The sequence below is a fragment of the Paraburkholderia unamae genome (assembly GCF_003268775.1).
GTDB lineage: Bacteria > Pseudomonadota > Gammaproteobacteria > Burkholderiales > Burkholderiaceae > Paraburkholderia > Paraburkholderia unamae.
This window is the reverse complement of sequence record NZ_QLSU01000014.1, coordinates 128,961-147,920: the sequence shown is the minus strand read 5'-3', so window position 1 is coordinate 147,920 and position 18,960 is coordinate 128,961. Positions and strand designations below refer to the sequence as shown.

Sequence of the window (18,960 nt, the reverse complement as noted above, 5' to 3'; positions counted from 1 at the left end):
GGGTCAAACCTGCGAGATCATTTCAACGCAATTGCGCATGGCAGTCTTAACCGGGACTGCTTGCCGCTTTATCCATTCGTGAACAAAGGACTGCCTGGTATGGGCTTCGCGCGGCGGCGAGGTGACTGTGGACCTACGCCTCGTCGATCAATGCCTGCGCGCAGCGGATAAACTGCGGAATGTGCGAAACGGGCAGGATAGCCAGCTTGAGGTCGTCGGCCCGGCCGCTGGAAAACATGGCCGCATGCAGATTTGCGCCCGTTGCGTTGCGCACATACGCCCACACGCGGAAAAACCGCAGCGTGTCGTCGTCCACCGGTTCGCCGCCGCCCGCCACGTAGCGCTCCATCATGCGCGCCCAGTCGATCGCCGCACCAACGGTTACGTGGACATAGCCGAGATCCTCCGCCGGGTCGCCGGCGTGCGCGAATTCCCAGTCGAGCACGGCGGAAAGCCTGTCCCCTTCGAACAGGAAATTGTGAAACCCGAAGTCGCCGTGCAGCATGGACGGCGGCCCCTTGCGGTCCGGCACGTTGTCGAGCAACCAGCCATAGATCGCGACGAGCGCGGGCGAAGGCGTGTGCTCCGCCTCCAAATAAAGCTCATACAGGTTGCGCACATAACGCGCCGTGCAGGCTCCGCGCGAGCGCTTCCACCCTTCGGCGCACAAGGAATCGGTCAACTCGCCCACTTCGACGAGCGGCGCCATGGTGTGCAGATGCGCCATGGTGTCCGCCAGCGTAACGGTGAGGCTCTCCGGTACCTGCGCGCGCACGCCGAATACGCTGCCGGAGAGTTTGCCCGGCGAGCAACGCATGACGATGAAATCGCCGCCAGGGAGAAGCCTGTGCGCCGTGTCGACCCAAAGCGCCTCCGGCGCGGGAAAGCCCCGCGCGCGCATGGCCCTGAGCACCGGATATTCGTCCCGCGTGCGGTGACAATCGCCCTCCACCGACGGCCGCTCCGACATGTCCCGGCGCATCACGAACGCCCCGCTGAGCGCCTCGCCTGCCACGTCAAACAAGATCGTCTGCTTGCCGAAGCCGCCCGCGAGCGGCCGGAACGAGGTCACGCGAAGCGCCGGCTCGTCAAAGCGATCGCACAGGTACGCTTCGAGCTTTTGCGCATCGATTTGCGTCGCACCGGCGTCGCCGCCGCTGCACGCCGAGGCCGCGCCTTGTGCCGACATGTGCGCGGTTTCCCAATCGGTCAGGATGCGCGCGACCGCCTTTTTCGCACCGGGGGCGAGGCTTCCGCCCTGGTTCACGCGCGCCATGAGCGCCTGCAAGCGGCCGAGCGCGGCAAGCCATGCGGCTTCGATGCCGGGCAACGCGGTCTGCGCTCGCGCCACATCCAACTGCGTGCGCAGCTTGCGCAGGTCGTCCATGACATCGCTCCCGGCCATGCCTAGCATCACCTCCAGTTGCGCAAGCACGCCATCGAGCCCGTCGCATTGCACGCGCAACGCGGCAACGCCGCCCGCCTCGCGATTTCGCAGCAATCGCAGGCCGTTCGAAATCGCCATGACTGCCGAGCCGTCCACGTCGCTGTCCGCGAATTGCGCCTGCAATTTCGCGACTTCGTCGCTCAACGCGCTCCAGATCCGTTGTGCCGGTATGAGCATCGCTTCCCCTCATCGTCTGTCACGAAGGAATTACGGAGATTGCTTTTCAGCCGCCGGTTGGCCGACATACCGCCAAGCAGTCAGCACGTCTGGCGCGGACACACCAGCGGCATTTTCACGGCCTTCTACTGTTCGAGCGCATACTGCAAGGCTTCTTCGGCCGCCGCCCGCCCCGCGATACGACCGAACACCATCGCATTGCAGATGCCCATGCCGCCGCCCGAATACCGCTTGCCTACGGCGCAACCCAGCACCTCGCCCGCCGCGTAGAGCCCCGGAATCACGCGGCCGTGTTCGTCGAGCACCTGTGCGTCGTCGTTGATGTCGAGCCCCGCGCCGGTTTGGCCGATCACGCAGGCACGCACTTCGCGCGCATAGAACGGCCCGGTGCGCACCGGAAAGCGCTGCTCCATCGCTTTGAAGTACTGACTGTCACGTCCCTCGTTGCAATCGGCGTTGTATTGCTCGACGGTGGCGCGCAGCGTCTCGCTATCAACGCCGATCTTCGCGGCCAGCTCCTCGATGCTGTCCGCCTTGAGGACCTTGCCGTTCTCGATGCTCTGCCGCAGCAGGTTGTACTCCCACGTTGGCATGGCCGTGCCGCTGTGGTACGGGTCGGCGAAGCGCATGTCCTGGCTTGCCTTCTCCAGCGTCGGCTCGTCGAAAATCGCATACGCGCGCTTGTCCGCCTGGCTGTTGAGCAGATAGCCCGACACCGCATACGGCGCGGACTCATCCATGAAGCGCCGCCCCGCCGTGTTGACGAGCATGATCCACGGCGGCAGGAACGCTTCGATCCATTTGCCCAGACCGCTCGTGGGCAGCAACAGGCCGCAATCCACGCCGACCACGCCCGCGCCCACGCTCTGCCCGAGCTTGAGGCCGTCGCCCACGATATAGGGCGCGGCGTAGTGAACCGCATAGGTCCAGTCGCCGTGCGAAGCGGCGGTCGGGAAGAAACGCTCGATCATTTCGGGGCTGTTGCCGAAACCCCCGGTCGTGATGATGACCGCGCCCGCGCGCAGTTCCTCCCCGCCCGCGGACACGCCCACCACCCGGCCGTTCTCGACCAGCAAGCGGTCGACGCGCGTGCCGAGCGCATACTCCACGCCCGCAGCGCCCGCGGCGTTGATGAGCGCGTCGGCCACGCCGTGACTCGGATGCCCGCGCGGCACTTCGTCCACACCCGAGCAAAGCAGATACTCGGGCGGAAAATGCACGCCCAGCCCGATCAGCCATTCGAGCGCGGGGCCGCTTTGCTCGCACATCACGCGCATGATATGCGTGTTGCACTCCCAGCCCGCGAGCGTCGTCATGTAGCGATACATGGCGTCGGGCGTATCGTCGATGCCGCGCGCACGCTGCACACTCGTTGCGCACGCATACATCACGGCGGCGGACAGCGCCGTGGCGCCGCCGAGCTTCGTGTCCGCTTCCAGCACCATCACGCTCGCGCCCGCTTCGCGCGCGAGTATGCTCGCCGCAAGCCCGGCGCCGCCGCCACCCACGATCACGATATCGAAGTCCCTGCTCATCTCGTCTCCTGTTCTTGTGATGCCGGGCCGGAGCCGGCTAACGGTTTGGGTTTGGGTTTGGGTTTGGGTTTGGGTTCGCGCCCAGCTTTTCGGTAATCGCGACCCACGGCGTCGCGCTGTAGTGCTGCATGTCCATTGCATCGGACAACACCATGCGGGCGCTGCCCGCGCGGTTGAACAGTTCCGCGAGCACGCCCTCGGGCAGTTCGGCCTCGAACTCGTAGATCGCGAGATACTGCCACTGCGCATTCGCGTCGTCCTGCGCGAGCCGGAAGCGCTGGGCGCTCAGAAAACCCGGCACCTCCAGAACATCCTGAATGTGCCGCTGCGAATACCACTCGTTGAATTCGCTCTCCCGGCCCGGCACCGGGTTCGAGAACACGATCAGCGCATGCCTTTTCATCGTCGCTTCCTGTTCAAACGGTCCAGTTCCTAGCCGAGCTCGGCAAGCAGTTCCGGCACCGTCTCGAACAGATCGCCCACGAGGCCGTAGTCGGCGACGCCGAAAATCGGCGCTTCGGGATCCTTGTTAATGGCGACGATGACCTTCGAGTCCTTCATGCCGGCCAGGTGTTGAATGGCCCCCGAAATGCCCACCGCAAGATAAAGCTGCGGCGCGACGATCTTGCCCGTTTGCCCGACCTGGTAGTCGTTCGGCACGAAGCCGGCATCCACGGCCGCGCGCGATGCGCCGAGCGCCGCGTTGAGCTTGTCGGCGAGCGGCTCCAGCACCTTCGTGTAGTTCTCGCCGGAACCAAGCCCGCGGCCGCCCGAGACGATGATGCTCGCGCTGGTGAGTTCCGGCCGGTCCAGCTTGGTGACTTCGCGGCTCACGAAACGCGAGAGGCCGCTCTCGGGCGCGGCATCGACGCTCACGATCGAAGCGCCGCCCCCTTCCTCCGCCACCGGGCTGAAGCCCGTGGAGCGCACTGTCAAGACCTTCACGGCGTCGCGCGACTGCACCGTTGCGATCGCATTGCCTGCGTAAATCGGGCGCTCGAACGTGTCCGCGCTCACGACCGCCGTAATGTCGCTGATCTGCGCGACGTCCAGCTTCGCGGCAATGCGCGGCGCGACGTTCTTGCCCGCCGCCGTGGCCGGCGCGAGGATGTGCGAGTACGCATTCGCCGCCTGCTGCACGAGCGCGAGCACGGTGGCTTCCACGTTTTCCGCAAGGCCCGCTTCGAGTTGCGGCGCGTCGGCCAGCAACACCTTCGCCACGCCCGCGATTTTCGCCGCGGCTTGCGCGGCCGCCTGCGCGTGGTGGCCCGCAATCAGCACGTGAATCTCGCCGCCCAACTTTTGCGCCGCCGCAACCGTGTTGAGCGTCGCTGCCTTGACCGAATCATTGTCGTGTTCGGCAATCACCAGAATCGTCATTTTTCTCTTGCTCCCTTCTCACAGCACCTTGGCTTCGCTTTTCAGCTTTCCGACCAGCGTTTTCACGTCCGGCACCTGTACGCCCGCGCTGCGCTTCGGCGGCTCGACGACTTTCAGCGTCGTCAGGCGCGGCGTGACGTCAACGCCCAGTTCGTCGGGCTTGAGCGTCTCCAGCGGCTTCTTCTTCGCCTTCATGATGTTAGGCAGCGTCACGTAGCGCGGTTCGTTCAGGCGCAGATCGGTGGTGACGACCGCGGGCAGCGAGAGCGAGAGCGTCTGCGCGCCGCCATCCACCTCGCGCGACACGGTGGCCCGGCCGTCCGCCACGACGACCTTCGAAGCGAAGGTCGCTTGCGGCAGGTTTGCCAGCGCGGCGAGCATCTGGCCGGTCTGATTGGAGTCGTCGTCAATCGCCTGCTTGCCGAGAATCACGAGCGAAGGCTGCTCCTTGTCCACCAGCGCCTTGAGCAGCTTCGCGACGGCCAGCGGCTGCAACTCCCCGGCGGTCTCGACCAGCACGGCGCGATCCGCACCGATGGCGAGTGCGGTGCGCAATGTTTCCTGGCACTGCGAAACACCGCACGACACCGCAATCACCTCGCTGGCGACTCCGGCTTCCTTCAACCGGACCGCCTCCTCGACCGCGATCTCGTCGAACGGGTTCATTGCCATCTTCAGACTGGCGACATCGACGCCCGACCCGTCGGACTTCACGCCGACCTTCACGTTGGCGTCCACCACCCTTTTCACTGCAACCAGGATCTTCATAAATTCAGGTTCTTCCGTGTAAAAATCGTCCATTGCCGCCCATGTCGTCGCGCCTCGCGCACTCACGCGCCCAGATCGGCGAGTGGATGCGGTCCCACCCGGCTGGGCGCACAAAGAAAGCGCCGCACGATTGCCGGATTGACGTCCTTGAGCGCGCGAAACATCCAGCGCGGCGCGCCGTCCTTGTCGACCATGCGCGCGCGCACGCCCTCGCAGAAGTCGCCCACCTCGATCGCACGCGTGGCCAGATCGAACTCCATGCGAAAGCAGTCGGCAAGCGACATGGCCCGGCCACGCAGCAGCGCTTCGCGCGTCACGTTGAGCATGAGCGGCGAGCCCGCCAGCAGTGCGTCGAGCGTGGTCTGTAGCCATTCGCGCTCGCGCACCGGGCGCTCACGCTGCAAGGCGCACTCGATCGACTCGACAATTTCCTCGACCGAGCTTCGCGCCGCGAAGTGCTCGCCGATCAAGGGCATGAATTCGACGATTTCCGACGGCGGCACGGCGTTGGCGGGCGACACGAACACATCGCGGATACTCTGCCGCACGTCGTCCATGTCGAGCATGCCCAGGCGCTTTTCGAAACCCTGAAGCGACCTGCCCGGCGCGTAAGCGTCGGCCAGGCCGTAACGGATGGCGTCGGCGCCCGTGAGCGATTGCCCCGTCAGCGCCACATAAAGCGCGAGTTCGACGGGCAGGTCCGCGAGAAAGCGCGTGGCGCCCACGTCGGGCACGAAACCGATACGCGCTTCGGGCATGGCGAGGCGGGTGCGCTCGGTCACGATGCGCAGCGACGCCGCCTGCGCGAGCCCCATACCGCCGCTCATCGTCACGCCGTCGATCAACGCCACCAGCGGCTTGTGCAGCGAATGCAGCGCGAAGTCGAGCCGATACTCGTCCACGAAAAACTCGCGCCAGTTGCCGTAACCGAGCGTCGCCGCCCGATAGAGCGCGCGCACGTCGCCGCCTGCGCAAAAGCCCTTCACGCCCGCGCCGCGCAGCACCACGGCCACGATCTCGCGGTCGCTGCGGCAGCGCTCGACGAGGCTCGCCATCTCACGCACCATGTCGTGCGACAGCGCGTTGATCACCGCGGGACGGTTGAGCGTCATGATGGCGACGCGGTTGGACAACCGAAAGTCGAGCGCGGGCTCGGGCGCATCATTCGCCGCAACCGTCACGGCGCGCCCAGGCGTCACTGCGTCGACAACATCCAGTACGTCACTCATGAACTCTTTTCCTTTGCAGCATGAGACGGCAACGGGGATTGGTCACGCTTGAAACGCATTGTAGTATGCATCCATACGATACTCAAGTGCTTGCTGGACGATGTCACCGTATTTTGTTCGCTTCAATATGATATTCTTGATTGACAACATTCGTTCACTCATCAACTGAGGCCGCCAGCCATGAATGATCCAGATCGCGTCGTGGGAGATCGATCGGCGCTGCCGTTTCCCGTCAGCGTGGAAGCCCTGCGCGAAGCGGGCGCGGACTTCCTCACCGCGGCGTTCCGGTGGACCGGCGCATTGGCGCAGGACAACCGCGTCACGGCCATCACGGGCTTTACCGAATTCTTCGGCGGCGGCATGGGGCGCAAGGTCTCGCTTTCGGTGGCCTATGCGCGCGACGATCCGGGGCTGCACACCCATTTGTTCGTCAAGTTCACGCGCGACTTTGGCGACCCGCTGCGCGAACTGTTCGGACCACTAATGGAACCCGAGGTTCGCTTTGCCTTGCTGTCACGCAGAAGCGGCTTTCCCGTTGCGGTGCCGACCTGCTATTTCGCCGACTACCATGCGGCGACCACGACCGGCATCCTCATCACCGAACGCATCGAATATGGCGAAAACGGCATCGAGCCGCGCCATGACAAATGCCTGGATGACGAGTTGGATAATCCTGTCGAGCACTATCGCGCGCTCACGAAAGCCATGGCTCGCCTGGCCGCCTATCACAAGGCCGGGAATTTCGGCCTTGAAACGCAGCAGGCATTTCCCTTCGACGCGCAGCACATCGACCCCGGCAGCCGCATTCCCTATACGCCGGAGCAATTGCAGGCCAAGCTCGCGAAACTGCTGGACTTCGTGGCGCAAGCCCCGCAGCTCTTTCCCGAGCACCTGCGCAACAGCGGTTTCCTCAACCAGTTCGTGAACGAAGCGCCCTTCGTGCTGGAGCATGAACTGGCGATCCGCGCCGCGCTCAACGCGTCGGCCGACCATATTGCGCTGTGCCACTGGAACATGAATCTCGACAACGCATGGTTCTGGCGCGATGCTCGCGGCGAGTTGCAGGCCGGTCTGCTCGATTGGGGGAGCGTCGGCCAGATGAACGTCGCGCAGGCGTTTTATGGCATGACGTGCGCGGCCGAAGCCGGTTTTCTGCACGCGCACCGGCGCGACCTGCTGGCGCTTTTCGTCGACGAATACCGGCGTGGCGGCGGCCCTGCCATCGATCTCGACGAGCTCGCGCAACTCGTGAGGCTCGCGGTCGCCGTGCTGGGCATCGCGTGGATACTCGATGCGCCCGCGCTGATCGAGCGCGAAATCGGCGCTATTCGCGCGATCGAGGGCCGCCACGACCCGGCGCTCAGAAACAACTTTCTCGCGCGCGCCCAACTCCAGCTACTGGTCGTCTTTCTCAGCGAATGGCAAGACGACCAGATCGGCGCTGCGCTGCGCGAGTTCGCGCGGCGCGCCCCCGAAGACCGGCAGGCAAGCGCCGCGCAAGCGGTCTGAGCTCAATAGGTCTCGACATGGAGGCGGCGCTGCTGCGTCATCGCCGCTTCCAGCGCCTGCCAGTTCAGGCCGTGCCGCTCGCATACCTGCGCGAGCGCTTCGAACACGCCCGCCTCCATGCCGCGCAAACCGCACAGATAGACGTGCGTGTTCTCGCGTGCGAGCAGTTGCGCGAGAACGTCATGGCGCTCGCGCAGCAGGTCCTGCACATAGCGCTTTGACTCCCCGGCTTGCCGGGACAGCGCGAACCCGATGTCGCACGTTGCGCCGTGCACCGTCTGCAACTCGTCGAAGTACGCCATCTCCTGTGGCGTGCGGCCGCCATAGAACAGCCGTTTCGGCGCGAGCGGCGCGGGCAAGGCCCGGCTTCTGTCGAGCATGGCCCGCATCGGTGCGACGCCCGTGCCCGTGCAGATCATGATGAGCGGCGCTGTCGTGTCGTCAGGCATCAAAAAGTCCGCGCCATAGGGCCCGGCAAGTTCCACGGCGTCGCCCGGCGTCAGATCGCAGAGATAATTCGAGCAGATTCCGCGGGCCTCCTCGCCCCCGCGATTTTCGATCACGCGCTTGACGGTTAGCGCCAGCCGCCCCGCCACGCCCTCCTCGCCGTCGCGCGAGCACGCTACCGAATAGAGCCGCATGGCGTGCCGTGCGCCTTGCGCGTCAACGCCGCGCGCGAGCACGCCCACGGATTGCCCCTCCAGAAACGGAAAATCGTCGTTCGACACATCGAGCACGATGTGATGAACCGCCGCGTCGGCGCGCGGCGTAACGCAGCGATTCTCCACGACGCGCGCGAGCGCGGGACGTGCAGGCGTAAAGCGGTTTTCGACCACGACGCTGCCGTCCCCTCTGCCTCGCCCCGGCGGCACAGCGTCCAGCGCCGGGTCGCTCGGCGCTTCGGGCAACGCCGACCACGCGAACTGCTGTTCGCGCGTGTAGGCGGATTGCCTGAGCACCGGCCGCCAGCTATTGATGGCGCCCGTCGGGCAGGGACTCACGCAGGCCTGGCAGCCGTTGCAGATATCCACGTCCACGACGTAGTTGCGCAAATCATTGCTGATCGCATTGGAAGGACAGGTCTCCTCGCAGGTATTGCAGCGAATGCACAGTTCCGGGTCGATCAGGTGCTGGACGATCACATCGTCGTGCGTGCTCACAGGCAATCTCCCGCTCACAGTTCTTCCATGACGAAGGCCGACTTCGGATTGCCGCAATCGGGGCATTCCCATGCTTCCGGCACGTCCTCCCAGCGCGTGCCGGCGGCAATGCCGTGTTCCGGCATGCCGGCCGCCTCGTCGTAGACGAAGCCGCAAAAAAGGCAGATATACGTTTTCATTCGGCCATTGCCCCCGTCCCTCTCGTTGCTACCGTGGCGTGGTCGCTCATGCCCGATCCCAGACCAGCGGCAAATAGCGCATGCCGTTCGCCTTGCCCGGCACGGCAACGGCGGTCTCGCCCGGTTTCAGTTCGAAGTGCGGAATGCGCAGCAGCCACTCGCGCAAAAACACCCGCAATTCCGTGCGCGCGAGAAATGCGCCGATGCACTGGTGTGCGCCGAAGCCGAACACGATGCTTTTCTTGTCCGCACGCTTGAAGTCGACCGAGAACGGATCGGGATAGCGACGCGCGTCGATACCCGCGGCGGAAGTCGGCGTCAGGATGCAATCGCCCGCCTTGAACTGCACGCCCTTGTATTCCATGTCGCGAATCACCATGCGCGCCACGTTGGCAATCTGAAAGCGCCGCATCAATTCTTCCAGCGCCTCGTTGATCAAGCCGGGATCGTCGATCAGTTGTTGCCGCTGCGCCGGGTTCTGCGCGAGAAAGAGCGTAATGAACCCGAGCATCGAGGCGACCGTGTCGAGCCCGGCCGCGATCAGCAGCGTGCCGAAACCGATGATCTCTTCGTCGCTCATCGCCCGGCCGCCATCCACTTTTGCCTGGAGCATCGAACTGAAAATGTCGGTGCCCGGATTCGCGCGCCGCGCGGGCAACACCTTTTCGGCGATATAACCGGCGACGCGCGCAAATGCGGCTTCTTGCAGTTGCGGATCGGCGGAGCGAACGATCTCCTCGGAAATCTTCAGAAGATACGGCGTGTCTTCTTCGGGCAGCGCCAGCAGGCTCATGAGAATCATGATGGGCATGCGCTGCGAGAATTCCTTGACGAATTCGCAATGGCCTTTCGCGTGGAAGTCGTCGATCAAGCGATTGGTCAACTCCCGCGAGACGTGCTCGAGCGCACCGATCGATTTGGGCGTGAAAAATGGCGCCAGCACCTTGCGGAAGTCCATGTGCAGCGGATCGTCGTACTCCAGCAGCGGCAAGGCGATGGGATTCTTCGGCAACGACTGGAAGCGGTTCGAGAAGTCCGTCTTGTTCGTCAGCACGTGGGCGATATCCTCGTGGCGCGTCACCACCCAGTGCCCGCCATGATGCGGCGACCAGAAAATGTCCGGCCCGTCGTGCAGCTTGCGGAAATGTTCATAGACATCGGTTTCGCCACGCATGTCCGCGTAGTTGAAATCCTTTACCAGTTCGGCGGGCACATGGTCCGGCACGGTCGCTTGCATGATCTGTCGTCCTCCTCGTTTCCTTGTTGGGTTCGTTTGCACCCAGGGTTCACCACTACGTCAGTGAATGTCTTGATATCGATGGATACGTTTTTCTAGTATAAAAACGCGATTCACTCGTTCTGGCCTCACGTTGCGCGACAGATGTAGGCCGATACAGACCATCGATTCAATTTACGTATGGTAGCATACGTTATGAGAGGTGTAGCATTCCTTGTGTGTCGCGCAAAATGCGCGGCAAGAGCGTCAGGGAATCCGGAGGCATTTGGCAGAGACAGGAGAGAGGGACAAACGACATGAACGATTTGATTTCGGAAATACAGACAGCGTATGAGCGCGATCATCAACGCCAGCCCGAGGCAACGACGGCCGACGACCTTCCCGTTTCATTCGACTCGATCACCGACCGCTGGCTGAGCGCCGTGCTATGCCGGGGCGTGCCGGGCGCCGCGGTGACCGGCCACACACTGGGACCGGCCGACAGCGGGTCGTCGAACCGCCGCCGCATCGAAGTCGAGTACAACCGCGCGGGGCGCGAAGCGGGCCTGCCGCAGGCGCTGTTCTGCAAAGCGAGCCATGAACTGGCCAATCGCATCGTGCTGGGCGTTTCGGGTGGCGCCTTCACGGAAGTCCACTTCTACAACGCCATTCGCCCGCATCTCGACGTGGAGGTGCCGCGCGGATTCCACGCGCGCTTCGATCCGGTCAGCTTCAACTCGATCATCATGCTGGAGGATCTATCGGGCAGCGTGACCGAGTTCTGCAATCACAAGACGGTGATGACGATCGAGCGCGCCCGCAGCCAGATGCGCCTGCTCGGCAAGATGCACGGGACCACCTACGCGCATCCGGCAATACGCGCCGCGCTGGAACAGTTGCCCACGTGGCCCGCCTACTTCGAAAAGTGCGGCGCATTCGGCCTGAAGGCGGGTTCGAGCCAGGGCTTCCTTGCCGCCGAAGCAGTCATTCCCGCCCGCCTCTATCGCCGCTACGAGGAAATCTGGCCCGCGACGCTGCGCAGCATGGACCTGCACGCCGCCGCGCCCCACTTCCTCTCGCATGGCGACGTGCACCTGAAGAACTGGTATGTCGCGGGAAGCGGCGAAATGGGCCTGAGCGACTGGCAGTGCGCCTCGCGCGGCCATTGGGGGCGCGACCTCGCGTACACCCTGGCCACGGCGCTCACCGTCGAAGACCGCAGGGCCTGGGAGCGCGAATTGATCCAGTGCTATCTCGACGCGCTGCGCGACGCGGGCGGACCCGAAGTGTCCTTCGACGAGGGCTGGAACGCCTACCGGCAGCAACTGGTCACGGCGCTGACCTGGTGGACCGTCACGCTGACGCCGCCGCCCGGCCTGCCCGACATGCAGCCGCGCGATATCACGCTCGAATTCATCCGCCGCATTGCCACGGCAATGGACGACGTGGGCACGCTCGACGCACTGGCCACATAATCCCGCCGCCCATGCGAGGCTCGCCGCAGATACACCGGCGAGCCCGCTCCTCGCTTTCTTCGTCGTCATCCCCGCCATTGTCGCTTGACTATATTGTACGTATGCGTACTATGTAGTCAAAACAAGCCAACCCGATCGTTGCCTCCTCCATCTTTTCCACTTTTTCGATGGAGTCGAATATGCGTCACATCCAGGCGACTATCGTATGTGAGGAGACAAATCATGGTGTATCAAACGATGCCCGACTATATGCGCGTGCCGCTCTTCGACATGCCGCAGGACGCGCAAATGTGGGCGCTCTATCTCTTTTCCGCACTGGCCGTGCTGACTTACCTGCTGGCCATGTATCGCTGCATCGCCGAACGCTCTCCCAACCCGCTGCTCTATTGTCTGGGCGGCACCGTCACGTGCTTTCTGGAACCGCTGCTCACGCGCCTGCTCGACGCCACGCACGCGCAAAACGGCCAGCAGCTCGCGTATGAAAGCCTCGGCCAGAGGGTGCCGTGGCACGCCGCGATTTCCTATACGTTTTACTTCGGCCTTGCGTATCTGTCGCTCGTGCCCGCATTCCGCGAGCGGCGCTACACGGCGCGCACGATCTGGCTCATGCTCTTTGGCGTGACCGCCAGCGCGTGGATCTACGAGGTACCGCTGATCCGCGTCGGCCTGTGGTCGTATTTCGGCGATCAACCGTACCAACCGTTCGGCCTGCAACCGGTCTACTGGTCGTTCGCCAGCATGGCCATGCTGATCACGCCCACTGCGCTCATCGCGCGCTATGAAGCGCTGTTGCCGGGCTGGAGCCGAATCATGATCGTGGCGCTCGCCCCGATCGGCGCCATCGCGGGCGCGGCCGGCGCCTGCTGGCCGGTGTGGTTCGCGCTGAACAGCCCCTATGGCCACGGCGTCAAGGTGTTCGCCGCCACGCTCACCATTCTCTTTGCGCTCTTTATCGCGTGGCTCGCCATTCCGCTCGTCGCAAGGCAGAAGCAGGAAAGCTCGCAAGCGCTACTGCAACAGGCTGGCGCTTGAGGCGCATCTGAGCCACACCTGAGCGGCCCCTGAGCCGCGCACACCGTTTCTCAACTCGATATCGACCATTTAGCCATGCTAAGCAAATACGATGAGTTTCCGGTTCACCAGGCATCACGTCCGTTCGCGCACATTCCGTCCACCGACCTGAGTTGGGACGACGGCTACTATTTCGGCGTGTTCAGCGCCGAGCACAAGGTGTTTTTGCTCACGGGCATGCGCATCAATCCCAACGCAGACATGGTGGGCGCCTACGCCATCATCAACGTGGCGGGCCGCCAGCACTCCGTGCGTTTTTCGCGCTGCTGGCGCCAGCAGATCGACACGGTGATCGGCCCGCTCAGCTACGAGTTCGTCGAGCCGATGAAGGCGATCCGGCTGCGCCTCGAAGCGAACGACTCGGCGTTGTCGTTCGACATCATGTGGACCGGCGTGGCCCCGGCGTTCGAAGAGGCCCACCATATCGCCGAAACGCGCGGCCGCATCACCACCGACCAGACCCGCTATTCGCAGCCCGGCGTGGCGAGCGGCGTGATCGAGTTCGACGGCAAGCGCTATGACGTGACACCCGGCACCTGGAGCGGCGCACGCGATCACTCCTGGGGGCTCTATGCCGACCGCAAGCCGCTTGGCGGTCATCATGAATGGCTGCCGCCGCGCGAAGCCCCGGCCGTGCCGCGCGCACTGCGCTTCTGGACGCTGTTCGAAGCGGGCGAGTGGTCGGGCTTCTATCATATCCACGAGTCACCGGACGGCGAGCAGGTCAAGATGAACGACGTCTTCGGCGCGCCGTTCGAAGGCAACCTGTTCAACGGCTGGCAGGGCCCGACCGTGGCGCTGAAGGCGGCTCGCCACGAGCTGCGCTTCAAGGAAGGCACGCGCATCTTCACGGGCGGCACCATTCACCTCACCGACGACCAGAATCGCGCGTGGACGCAGCACTTCGAAGTGGCCGCGCCGCCCTGGGTCGTGCAGACGATGGGCTATACGCCCGGCAGCTGGAAAGACGGCGGCACAATGCACACCTACCACGGCAGCGAGACGCTGGCGATGGAGTGGGACGACTTCGACTTCAGCGAGCAACCCTTTCTCTACACGCCCTATCAACCGAAAACGGGCCGCGGCGCGACCAGCGCGGAAGTGCTCGCCGCGTTCGGGCTCGGTTCGGGCGAGAAGATCCACGGCCTGGAGTTTCTGGTGCGCACGGAGTTGATCGCGCCGAACGGCACGCGCCATCGCGGCCAGGGTCAGGTGGAAAACTTCATTCAGGGCCGGTATGCGCCCTATGGTTTCGAATAAGGAGCGCGCGCGATGGAATTCTCGAAAGCGAGCCTGACACCCTATTTGCGCCACAAGCTCGGCCCGGCATGCGAGGTCGTCGAGGTCGAGAAGTTCGGCCGGGGCACGTCGCGCGAAACCTGGTTCGTCACGTGCGCCGGCGGCCAGGGCGAGGCGCGGCATCTGGTGTTTCGCCGCGACCCGGCCACCGGCAGCGTGGACTTTTCGCCGCTGAACCAGGAGCACTTCATCTATGAGCGCCTGGGCCGCACTGCGGTGCCGGTCGCGCGCGTGCTCTGGTGGGAAGACGACCCCGCATGGACCGACCGGCCCTTCTATGTTCGCGAGCATGTGGCCGGAAGCTGGGACATTCCCCACTTCAAGGACCCCTCGCCCGAATACGACGACCTGCGCATGCGCATTTCGCAGGAGCACATGCGCAAGCTGGCACTCGTCCACGCGGTGGACTGGCGCGCCCTCGAACTGAACGCGGTGCTCGGCACCGCGCCCGACACTGCGAGCGCGGCGCATCATTACCTCGACTCGGTCCTCGCGCTGATCGAGTCGCAGCGCATCGAGCCCATACCCATCGTGCTCGAAGCGGTGGAATGGCTCAAGGAGCGCGCGCCTGCCGCCTCGCGCATCACGCTGTGCAAGGGCACCAACGGGCTTGGCGAGGAGATCTTCGCGAACGGCGAAATCGTCGCGATGAGCGACTGGGAGGAAGCGCATATCGGCGACCCCGCCGCGGACTTCGCCTTCCTGCAAGAGTTCACGCCGACCATCGTGCGCGACGGCAAGGTGCTGTGGGATCTGGAGAAAGCGCTGGACTATTACCGCAGCGTTGGCGGGGCGCCGGTCAGCGCGGCTTCGGTGCAGTACTACTACATGGTGCGCGCGCTGCGCATGCTGGCGTTCAGCCACCGCGCCGGCGCGTCGGTCCATCGCTCGCCCGCCACGCCGATCCGGCAGGCCTGGACCGGCACCGAAGTGCTGCACTTCAGCAAGCTCCTGCTCGCGCACGCCATGGGCCTGGTGCCCGCGCCCGATCCGTCCTATTTCGCTGAACTGAACACCTCGGTGGAGAACGCGCCGTGATCTATCCAACCGCCACGGAAATCTTGCACTGCGTCGATCATGCCTTGCTCGACGCCTCCGATCCCGAGCTTGGGCGCATGTCCGTGAAAAGCGCGCTCGCAACGTGCCGGCACATGGTGCGTCACGTCGAAGTGCGCCTTCGCCTGGAAACGGCAATTCTGCTCGACGATATCGACAAGACCCGTTCGCTCCTCACGCAACTGGCCGCCCAGATCGACACGCTGGGCGAAGCCCAGGCGAGCCTTGCACAGCGCATACGCTCGACGCTCGACAACGAGTCAGCGGAACTCGAAAGCGCTGGCGACGATCTCCCGCGCGTGCGGGCCCGCGCCCTGAACCTGCGCGAGCAGGTCTATCAAACGCTTGCTGCGCTCCAGATGCTCCAGATGCTTGACACCGGCATCAAGGACACCGCGCACTACCGGCAGGCGCGCGGCCTGATCCGCGAATACATCGCGTATGAACTGCAACAGGAGGCCCGGCTCATTGCGCCGGCGTTCAAGGGCCAAGGTCCGCGCCGTTGACCCCGAGCGCAAAACGACGAAGCGGGCGGACCTTACGGCACGCCCGCTTCATGCGCTCCCGACAATACGCAGACGCTACGCCTCAGATGAACTTGACGTTGATATCGCCGCTGCTCGGGTGCACCTGCGAAGGGCCGCTCGGATACAGTTCGAACACGTCGCGCGCGCCATCCATGCCGCTGAACAGCTCCATCGTCATCGGCGCCGTGCAGCACGCGAGCATCGCCCCCACGGCCGCCTTGAAGTCGGGCGACGCGCGCACCTCGTTCACCACCGCTTCGTTCTTCCACGATTCGATGGCGACGAACTCGGTACCGTCGCGCCCCCAACCCCAAAAAACGAGATTGGTCTGCGCTTCGAGAACCGGGAGTGCGCCGCTGCCGAGCGCATGAAAGATCGAAAGAAATTCCGTCTTGCGCGCGGGGTCGACCTTGAAGCGCGAAACGAACAGATTGTCCTTCGTGACGATTGCCGATGCCATGCGTGTCTCCTCCGTTAAGCCGTGTCAGTGATCCTGAAATGCCTTTGAATGCTGCCTATTTCGTGAACATGATCCTCAATGCGGCGAGGATGGTCCTGAAGCCGAGCAGCGCGAAGATCTTGCGCAATTCGGTGCCGGTGAGGATGGCCTCCACAGGCATCGCGCCCATGATCGTGCCGGTGACGATCAACCGCGTTCCGTTCGAATTGATGGCCGTCACTTCCATCAATTCCGAGTTGTCCGAAGTATAAAGTTTCATCCGATCTCCTCCTCAATCCTCTTGTGAATGCGTGCAGCCGCGTCAGCCGGCCGTTGTCGTGCCGATGGGCGAGCCCGGGCTCACGTATCGGAACGTTCCCGAGGCCGTGGCCAGCAAGGTGCCTGCCATGTCGCGCAACTCGCCGTCGCAGAACGCCATCGACTGCGTGACGTGCCGCACCAGCCCGCTCGCCGCCACGCGGTCGCCCGCCACCCCGCCCGGCCGCAAGAAGCTGGTCTTCATTTCGACAGTCACCGCGCGCCGCCCGAGCGTGTCGCGCGCGCGGCATGCGTTGGCCATCGCCACGTCGAGCATGGTCATCGCCACGCCGCCGTGCAGCACGCGCCCCGCGTTCAGGTGCATCGCCTCGATGGCGAGCACCGTGCGCGCTTCGCCGTCGGGTCCGGCGTCGTGGCGCAAATCGAGCAGCTCCTGAAAGGAGCGTTCGGCAATCGTGTCTTCCGAATGGTGCATCGCATGCCTCTTGTGAACACCGTGTCCTGTTCGAGCGCGCGGCGAGCGCTCATCGCGCTCACCTCCCTGTTCCGCGCCGTTTTTTCTCGCGTGCTCCGTCGCTCACGCTTTTGTCTCACTCATGTCTTTCGACATATCGTATCGTAGCATACAAGATTGACGAATGTTGCCGGATATTTTGCTGGTCGACCGGCAATTCAGCTTGACGCGTTTTTCTCACATAGCGTATCGTCTTGTTGCATACGATAATCAGAAATACGGATTCCGGCGCATGCGCGCGAGGTGCGGGCGCTGACCCACTCAGAGACTGAGAAGGAGACTTCAATGCCGTTTCATTACCCTAAGGAAGTCGTTCCGGGCGAGTACACCATCGCTCCCGAGGCGCCGCCGGGCAGTCACGACGAGAAATCGCCGCCCATGCGCGAGCTCTACCCCAATCGCGACGACTACCTGCACGTGAGCCCGGAGCGCTATTTCAGCGGTGCGCACGCGCAGCGAGAGTGGGACGGGCTCTGGACCCGCACCTGGACCTGCGCCGGCCGGGCGTCCGATATTCCCGAAACGGGCAACTGGTTCAAGTACGACCTCGGGCGCGAATCGATCCTGGTCGTGCGCACCGAGGCCGATCGCATCGAGGCGTTCTACAACGTCTGCCAGCACCGCGGCAATCAACTCGTGCACGGCGACTTCGGCAAGAGCGAGCGCTTCACCTGCTCGTTTCACGGCTGGCAATGGAAGATCAACGGCCAGACCAACCTCATCACCGATGTGTCGACCTTCAAGCCCGAAGTCCTCAAAGGCCGCCTGAACCTGCCCTCGGTGCGCTGCGAGACGTGGGCGGGATTCGTGTTCGTGAACATGGACGACGAGGCCCCGCCGCTTGCCGACTTCCTCGCTGAAATTCCGCATTTCATGCAGAGCTACCAGATGGAGCAGATGCATGTGGTCAAGGACGTCGTGATCGAGCTGGACGCCAACTGGAAGGTCGTGCTCGAAGCGTTCCTGGAGTCCTATCACTTGCAGGAGACGCATCCTCAGGCCAAGCCGTTCGTCGACGAAGTGCATTACCAGTTGGACTTCTTTCGCAACGGCCACGGCCGGCTGCACACAGCCATCGGCTATCCGAGCCCGCGCTGCGAGGACCGCAGCACCGTGGCGCCGGGCCTCGCTTATATGCTCGCCGAGGCGGGCGTCGACCCGGCGGCGTACGAGGGCCGCGCCATGCAGGCGCGCGACGCGCTGCTCGCCGCCAAGCGCGTGCCGGACAACCCCTACGGGATCGACTACAGCGGCTTTTCGGACAGCCAGGTCACCGACGACTGGAATTACTCGATCTTCCCGAACATGACGTTCAACACGCACCCGGAAGGCGTGCTCGTCATGCGTTTCCTGCCGCACCCGACCGACCCCGAAAAGAGCTACTACCACGTCTGGGTCATCAGCCGGAAGCTCAAAGGGAACGTGCGCCCGCCCGCCTATATGGGCGTCGAGCCGCACGTGGACATTAGCGGCGAAACGCGTCCGGCGCGCCGCTACAACTCGAAGCTCGACAACGAACTGGGCGAGGTGCTCGACCAGGACATCTCGAACGTCGAGGGCGTGCAGCGCGGCCTGCACTCGCGCGCGTTCCGGTTCAACCGCTACTCGGAGCAGGAGCAGCGGATCCTGCAACTGCACGCCGAAATCGACCGCTATCTGAGCGCCACGCCGCCGCAATGAAGGCCGGCTGCGCAGCGCAC

The 18,960-nt window shown here is 64.0% G+C and carries 19 protein-coding genes; 7 read left to right on the top strand and 12 right to left on the bottom strand.

The genetic code is table 11. From position 1 onward, the window contains the following. Nucleotides 1-133 precede the first annotated feature (133 nt). The 6 genes from C7401_RS23285 to C7401_RS23265 all read right to left on the bottom strand — a co-directional run bounded on the left by C7401_RS23285 (nt 134) and on the right by C7401_RS23265 (nt 6,536). A complete protein-coding gene (locus tag C7401_RS23285; protein WP_112173761.1) occupies nt 134-1,624 on the bottom strand; it encodes a phosphotransferase family protein in 1,491 nt (496 codons plus the stop codon). A gap of 125 nt (nt 1,625-1,749) precedes the next feature. Then, a complete protein-coding gene (locus C7401_RS23280) occupies nt 1,750-3,159 on the bottom strand; it encodes an FAD-dependent oxidoreductase (protein ID WP_146757978.1) in 1,410 nt (469 codons plus the stop codon). A 37-nt stretch (nt 3,160-3,196) separates the two neighbouring features. Continuing rightward, nucleotides 3,197-3,562 carry a DUF4286 family protein gene (locus C7401_RS44460; protein WP_146757977.1) on the bottom strand — a complete coding sequence of 122 codons (366 nt, stop codon included), beginning with the start codon at nt 3,560-3,562 and terminating at the stop codon, nt 3,197-3,199. Nucleotides 3,563-3,591: 29 nt separating this feature from the next. Then, nucleotides 3,592-4,539 carry an electron transfer flavoprotein subunit alpha/FixB family protein gene (locus C7401_RS23275; RefSeq protein ID WP_112173759.1) on the bottom strand — a complete coding sequence of 316 codons (948 nt, stop codon included), beginning with the start codon at nt 4,537-4,539 and terminating at the stop codon, nt 3,592-3,594. A gap of 18 nt (nt 4,540-4,557) precedes the next feature. Further along, entirely contained in the window at nt 4,558-5,307 is a 750-nt protein-coding gene (locus C7401_RS23270) for an electron transfer flavoprotein subunit beta/FixA family protein (RefSeq protein ID WP_112173846.1), read from the bottom strand. Between the two features lie 62 nt (nt 5,308-5,369). Next, complete coding sequence (locus C7401_RS23265) at nt 5,370-6,536, bottom strand: enoyl-CoA hydratase/isomerase family protein (RefSeq protein WP_112173758.1); 1,167 nt, start codon at nt 6,534-6,536, stop codon at nt 5,370-5,372. A 180-nt stretch (nt 6,537-6,716) separates the two neighbouring features. On the opposite strand from C7401_RS23265, the gene C7401_RS23260 reads away from it, so the two are divergent. Continuing rightward, the gene (locus tag C7401_RS23260) at nt 6,717-8,045 is read left to right on the top strand and encodes a hypothetical protein (protein ID WP_112173757.1); all 1,329 of its coding nucleotides are present in this window, start codon (nt 6,717-6,719) and stop codon (nt 8,043-8,045) included. Nucleotides 8,046-8,047: 2 nt separating this feature from the next. On the opposite strand, the gene C7401_RS23255 is transcribed toward C7401_RS23260, so the two are convergent. From C7401_RS23255 to C7401_RS23245, 3 genes are read right to left on the bottom strand one after another with little or no spacing between them, the layout of a single operon-like run. Next, on the bottom strand, nt 8,048-9,205 hold the full coding sequence (locus tag C7401_RS23255; protein WP_373864453.1) for a 4Fe-4S binding protein: 1,158 nt from the start codon (nt 9,203-9,205) through the stop codon (nt 8,048-8,050). Between the two features lie 14 nt (nt 9,206-9,219). Continuing rightward, the gene (locus tag C7401_RS23250) at nt 9,220-9,384 is read right to left on the bottom strand and encodes a rubredoxin (RefSeq protein WP_112173755.1); all 165 of its coding nucleotides are present in this window, start codon (nt 9,382-9,384) and stop codon (nt 9,220-9,222) included. A 46-nt stretch (nt 9,385-9,430) separates the two neighbouring features. Next, nucleotides 9,431-10,621 carry a cytochrome P450 gene (locus C7401_RS23245; RefSeq protein WP_112173754.1) on the bottom strand — a complete coding sequence of 397 codons (1,191 nt, stop codon included), beginning with the start codon at nt 10,619-10,621 and terminating at the stop codon, nt 9,431-9,433. A 296-nt stretch (nt 10,622-10,917) separates the two neighbouring features. On the opposite strand from C7401_RS23245, the gene C7401_RS23240 reads away from it, so the two are divergent. The 5 genes from C7401_RS23240 to C7401_RS23220 all read left to right on the top strand — a co-directional run bounded on the left by C7401_RS23240 (nt 10,918) and on the right by C7401_RS23220 (nt 16,007). After that, nucleotides 10,918-12,075, top strand: a complete 1,158-nt coding sequence (locus C7401_RS23240) for a phosphotransferase (protein WP_181565659.1) — start codon at nt 10,918-10,920, stop codon at nt 12,073-12,075. 222 nt (nt 12,076-12,297) lie between these two features. Further along, on the top strand, nt 12,298-13,107 hold the full coding sequence (locus tag C7401_RS23235) for a hypothetical protein (protein WP_112173752.1): 810 nt from the start codon (nt 12,298-12,300) through the stop codon (nt 13,105-13,107). A gap of 75 nt (nt 13,108-13,182) precedes the next feature. Next, complete coding sequence (locus tag C7401_RS23230; protein ID WP_112173751.1) at nt 13,183-14,406, top strand: Rv3169 family protein; 1,224 nt, start codon at nt 13,183-13,185, stop codon at nt 14,404-14,406. A gap of 12 nt (nt 14,407-14,418) precedes the next feature. After that, nucleotides 14,419-15,483, top strand: coding sequence for a phosphotransferase family protein (locus tag C7401_RS23225; protein WP_112173750.1), 1,065 nt, complete (start codon nt 14,419-14,421; stop codon nt 15,481-15,483). Continuing rightward, nucleotides 15,480-16,007 (top strand): hypothetical protein, encoded by a 528-nt coding sequence (locus C7401_RS23220; protein WP_112173749.1) that lies wholly within the window; start codon nt 15,480-15,482, stop codon nt 16,005-16,007. The genes C7401_RS23225 and C7401_RS23220 overlap by 4 nt, the downstream gene beginning before the upstream one ends. Before the next feature lie 82 nt (nt 16,008-16,089). Here C7401_RS23220 and C7401_RS23215 read toward each other — a convergent pair whose 3' ends face one another. Genes C7401_RS23215 through C7401_RS23205 form a run of 3 tightly spaced genes read right to left on the bottom strand, consistent with a single transcriptional unit; the run spans nt 16,090 to nt 17,221 of the window. Then, a complete protein-coding gene (locus C7401_RS23215) occupies nt 16,090-16,488 on the bottom strand; it encodes a putative quinol monooxygenase (RefSeq protein ID WP_112173748.1) in 399 nt (132 codons plus the stop codon). 55 nt (nt 16,489-16,543) lie between these two features. Next, nucleotides 16,544-16,747, bottom strand: coding sequence for a hypothetical protein (locus C7401_RS23210; RefSeq protein WP_112173747.1), 204 nt, complete (start codon nt 16,745-16,747; stop codon nt 16,544-16,546). 42 nt (nt 16,748-16,789) lie between these two features. After that, nucleotides 16,790-17,221, bottom strand: a complete 432-nt coding sequence (locus C7401_RS23205; protein WP_112173746.1) for a PaaI family thioesterase — start codon at nt 17,219-17,221, stop codon at nt 16,790-16,792. Nucleotides 17,222-17,545: 324 nt separating this feature from the next. On the opposite strand from C7401_RS23205, the gene C7401_RS23200 reads away from it, so the two are divergent. Beyond that, nucleotides 17,546-18,940, top strand: a complete 1,395-nt coding sequence (locus C7401_RS23200; RefSeq protein ID WP_112173745.1) for an aromatic ring-hydroxylating oxygenase subunit alpha — start codon at nt 17,546-17,548, stop codon at nt 18,938-18,940. Nucleotides 18,941-18,960: the final 20 nt, after the last annotated feature.

What these genes read in the sequence shown, in the direction of transcription:
- C7401_RS23270 (WP_112173846.1), bottom strand. Translation starts at nt 5,307, where the DNA reads ATGAAGATCCTGGTTGCAGTGAAAAGGGTGGTGGACGCCAACGTGAAG.
- C7401_RS23210 (WP_112173747.1), bottom strand. Translation starts at nt 16,747, where the DNA reads ATGAAACTTTATACTTCGGACAACTCGGAATTGATGGAAGTGACGGCC.
- C7401_RS23250 (WP_112173755.1), bottom strand. Translation starts at nt 9,384, where the DNA reads ATGAAAACGTATATCTGCCTTTTTTGCGGCTTCGTCTACGACGAGGCG.
- C7401_RS23285 (WP_112173761.1), bottom strand. Translation starts at nt 1,624, where the DNA reads ATGCTCATACCGGCACAACGGATCTGGAGCGCGTTGAGCGACGAAGTC.
- C7401_RS23205 (WP_112173746.1), bottom strand. Translation starts at nt 17,221, where the DNA reads ATGCACCATTCGGAAGACACGATTGCCGAACGCTCCTTTCAGGAGCTG.
- C7401_RS23235 (WP_112173752.1), top strand. Translation starts at nt 12,298, where the DNA reads ATGGTGTATCAAACGATGCCCGACTATATGCGCGTGCCGCTCTTCGAC.
- C7401_RS23215 (WP_112173748.1), bottom strand. Translation starts at nt 16,488, where the DNA reads ATGGCATCGGCAATCGTCACGAAGGACAATCTGTTCGTTTCGCGCTTC.
- C7401_RS23240 (WP_181565659.1), top strand. Translation starts at nt 10,918, where the DNA reads ATGAACGATTTGATTTCGGAAATACAGACAGCGTATGAGCGCGATCAT.
- C7401_RS23230 (WP_112173751.1), top strand. Translation starts at nt 13,183, where the DNA reads ATGCTAAGCAAATACGATGAGTTTCCGGTTCACCAGGCATCACGTCCG.
- C7401_RS23280 (WP_146757978.1), bottom strand. Translation starts at nt 3,159, where the DNA reads ATGAGCAGGGACTTCGATATCGTGATCGTGGGTGGCGGCGGCGCCGGG.
- C7401_RS23265 (WP_112173758.1), bottom strand. Translation starts at nt 6,536, where the DNA reads ATGAGTGACGTACTGGATGTTGTCGACGCAGTGACGCCTGGGCGCGCC.
- C7401_RS23245 (WP_112173754.1), bottom strand. Translation starts at nt 10,621, where the DNA reads ATGCAAGCGACCGTGCCGGACCATGTGCCCGCCGAACTGGTAAAGGAT.
- C7401_RS23275 (WP_112173759.1), bottom strand. Translation starts at nt 4,539, where the DNA reads ATGACGATTCTGGTGATTGCCGAACACGACAATGATTCGGTCAAGGCA.
- C7401_RS44460 (WP_146757977.1), bottom strand. Translation starts at nt 3,562, where the DNA reads ATGAAAAGGCATGCGCTGATCGTGTTCTCGAACCCGGTGCCGGGCCGG.
- C7401_RS23200 (WP_112173745.1), top strand. Translation starts at nt 17,546, where the DNA reads ATGCCGTTTCATTACCCTAAGGAAGTCGTTCCGGGCGAGTACACCATC.
- C7401_RS23225 (WP_112173750.1), top strand. Translation starts at nt 14,419, where the DNA reads ATGGAATTCTCGAAAGCGAGCCTGACACCCTATTTGCGCCACAAGCTC.
- C7401_RS23260 (WP_112173757.1), top strand. Translation starts at nt 6,717, where the DNA reads ATGAATGATCCAGATCGCGTCGTGGGAGATCGATCGGCGCTGCCGTTT.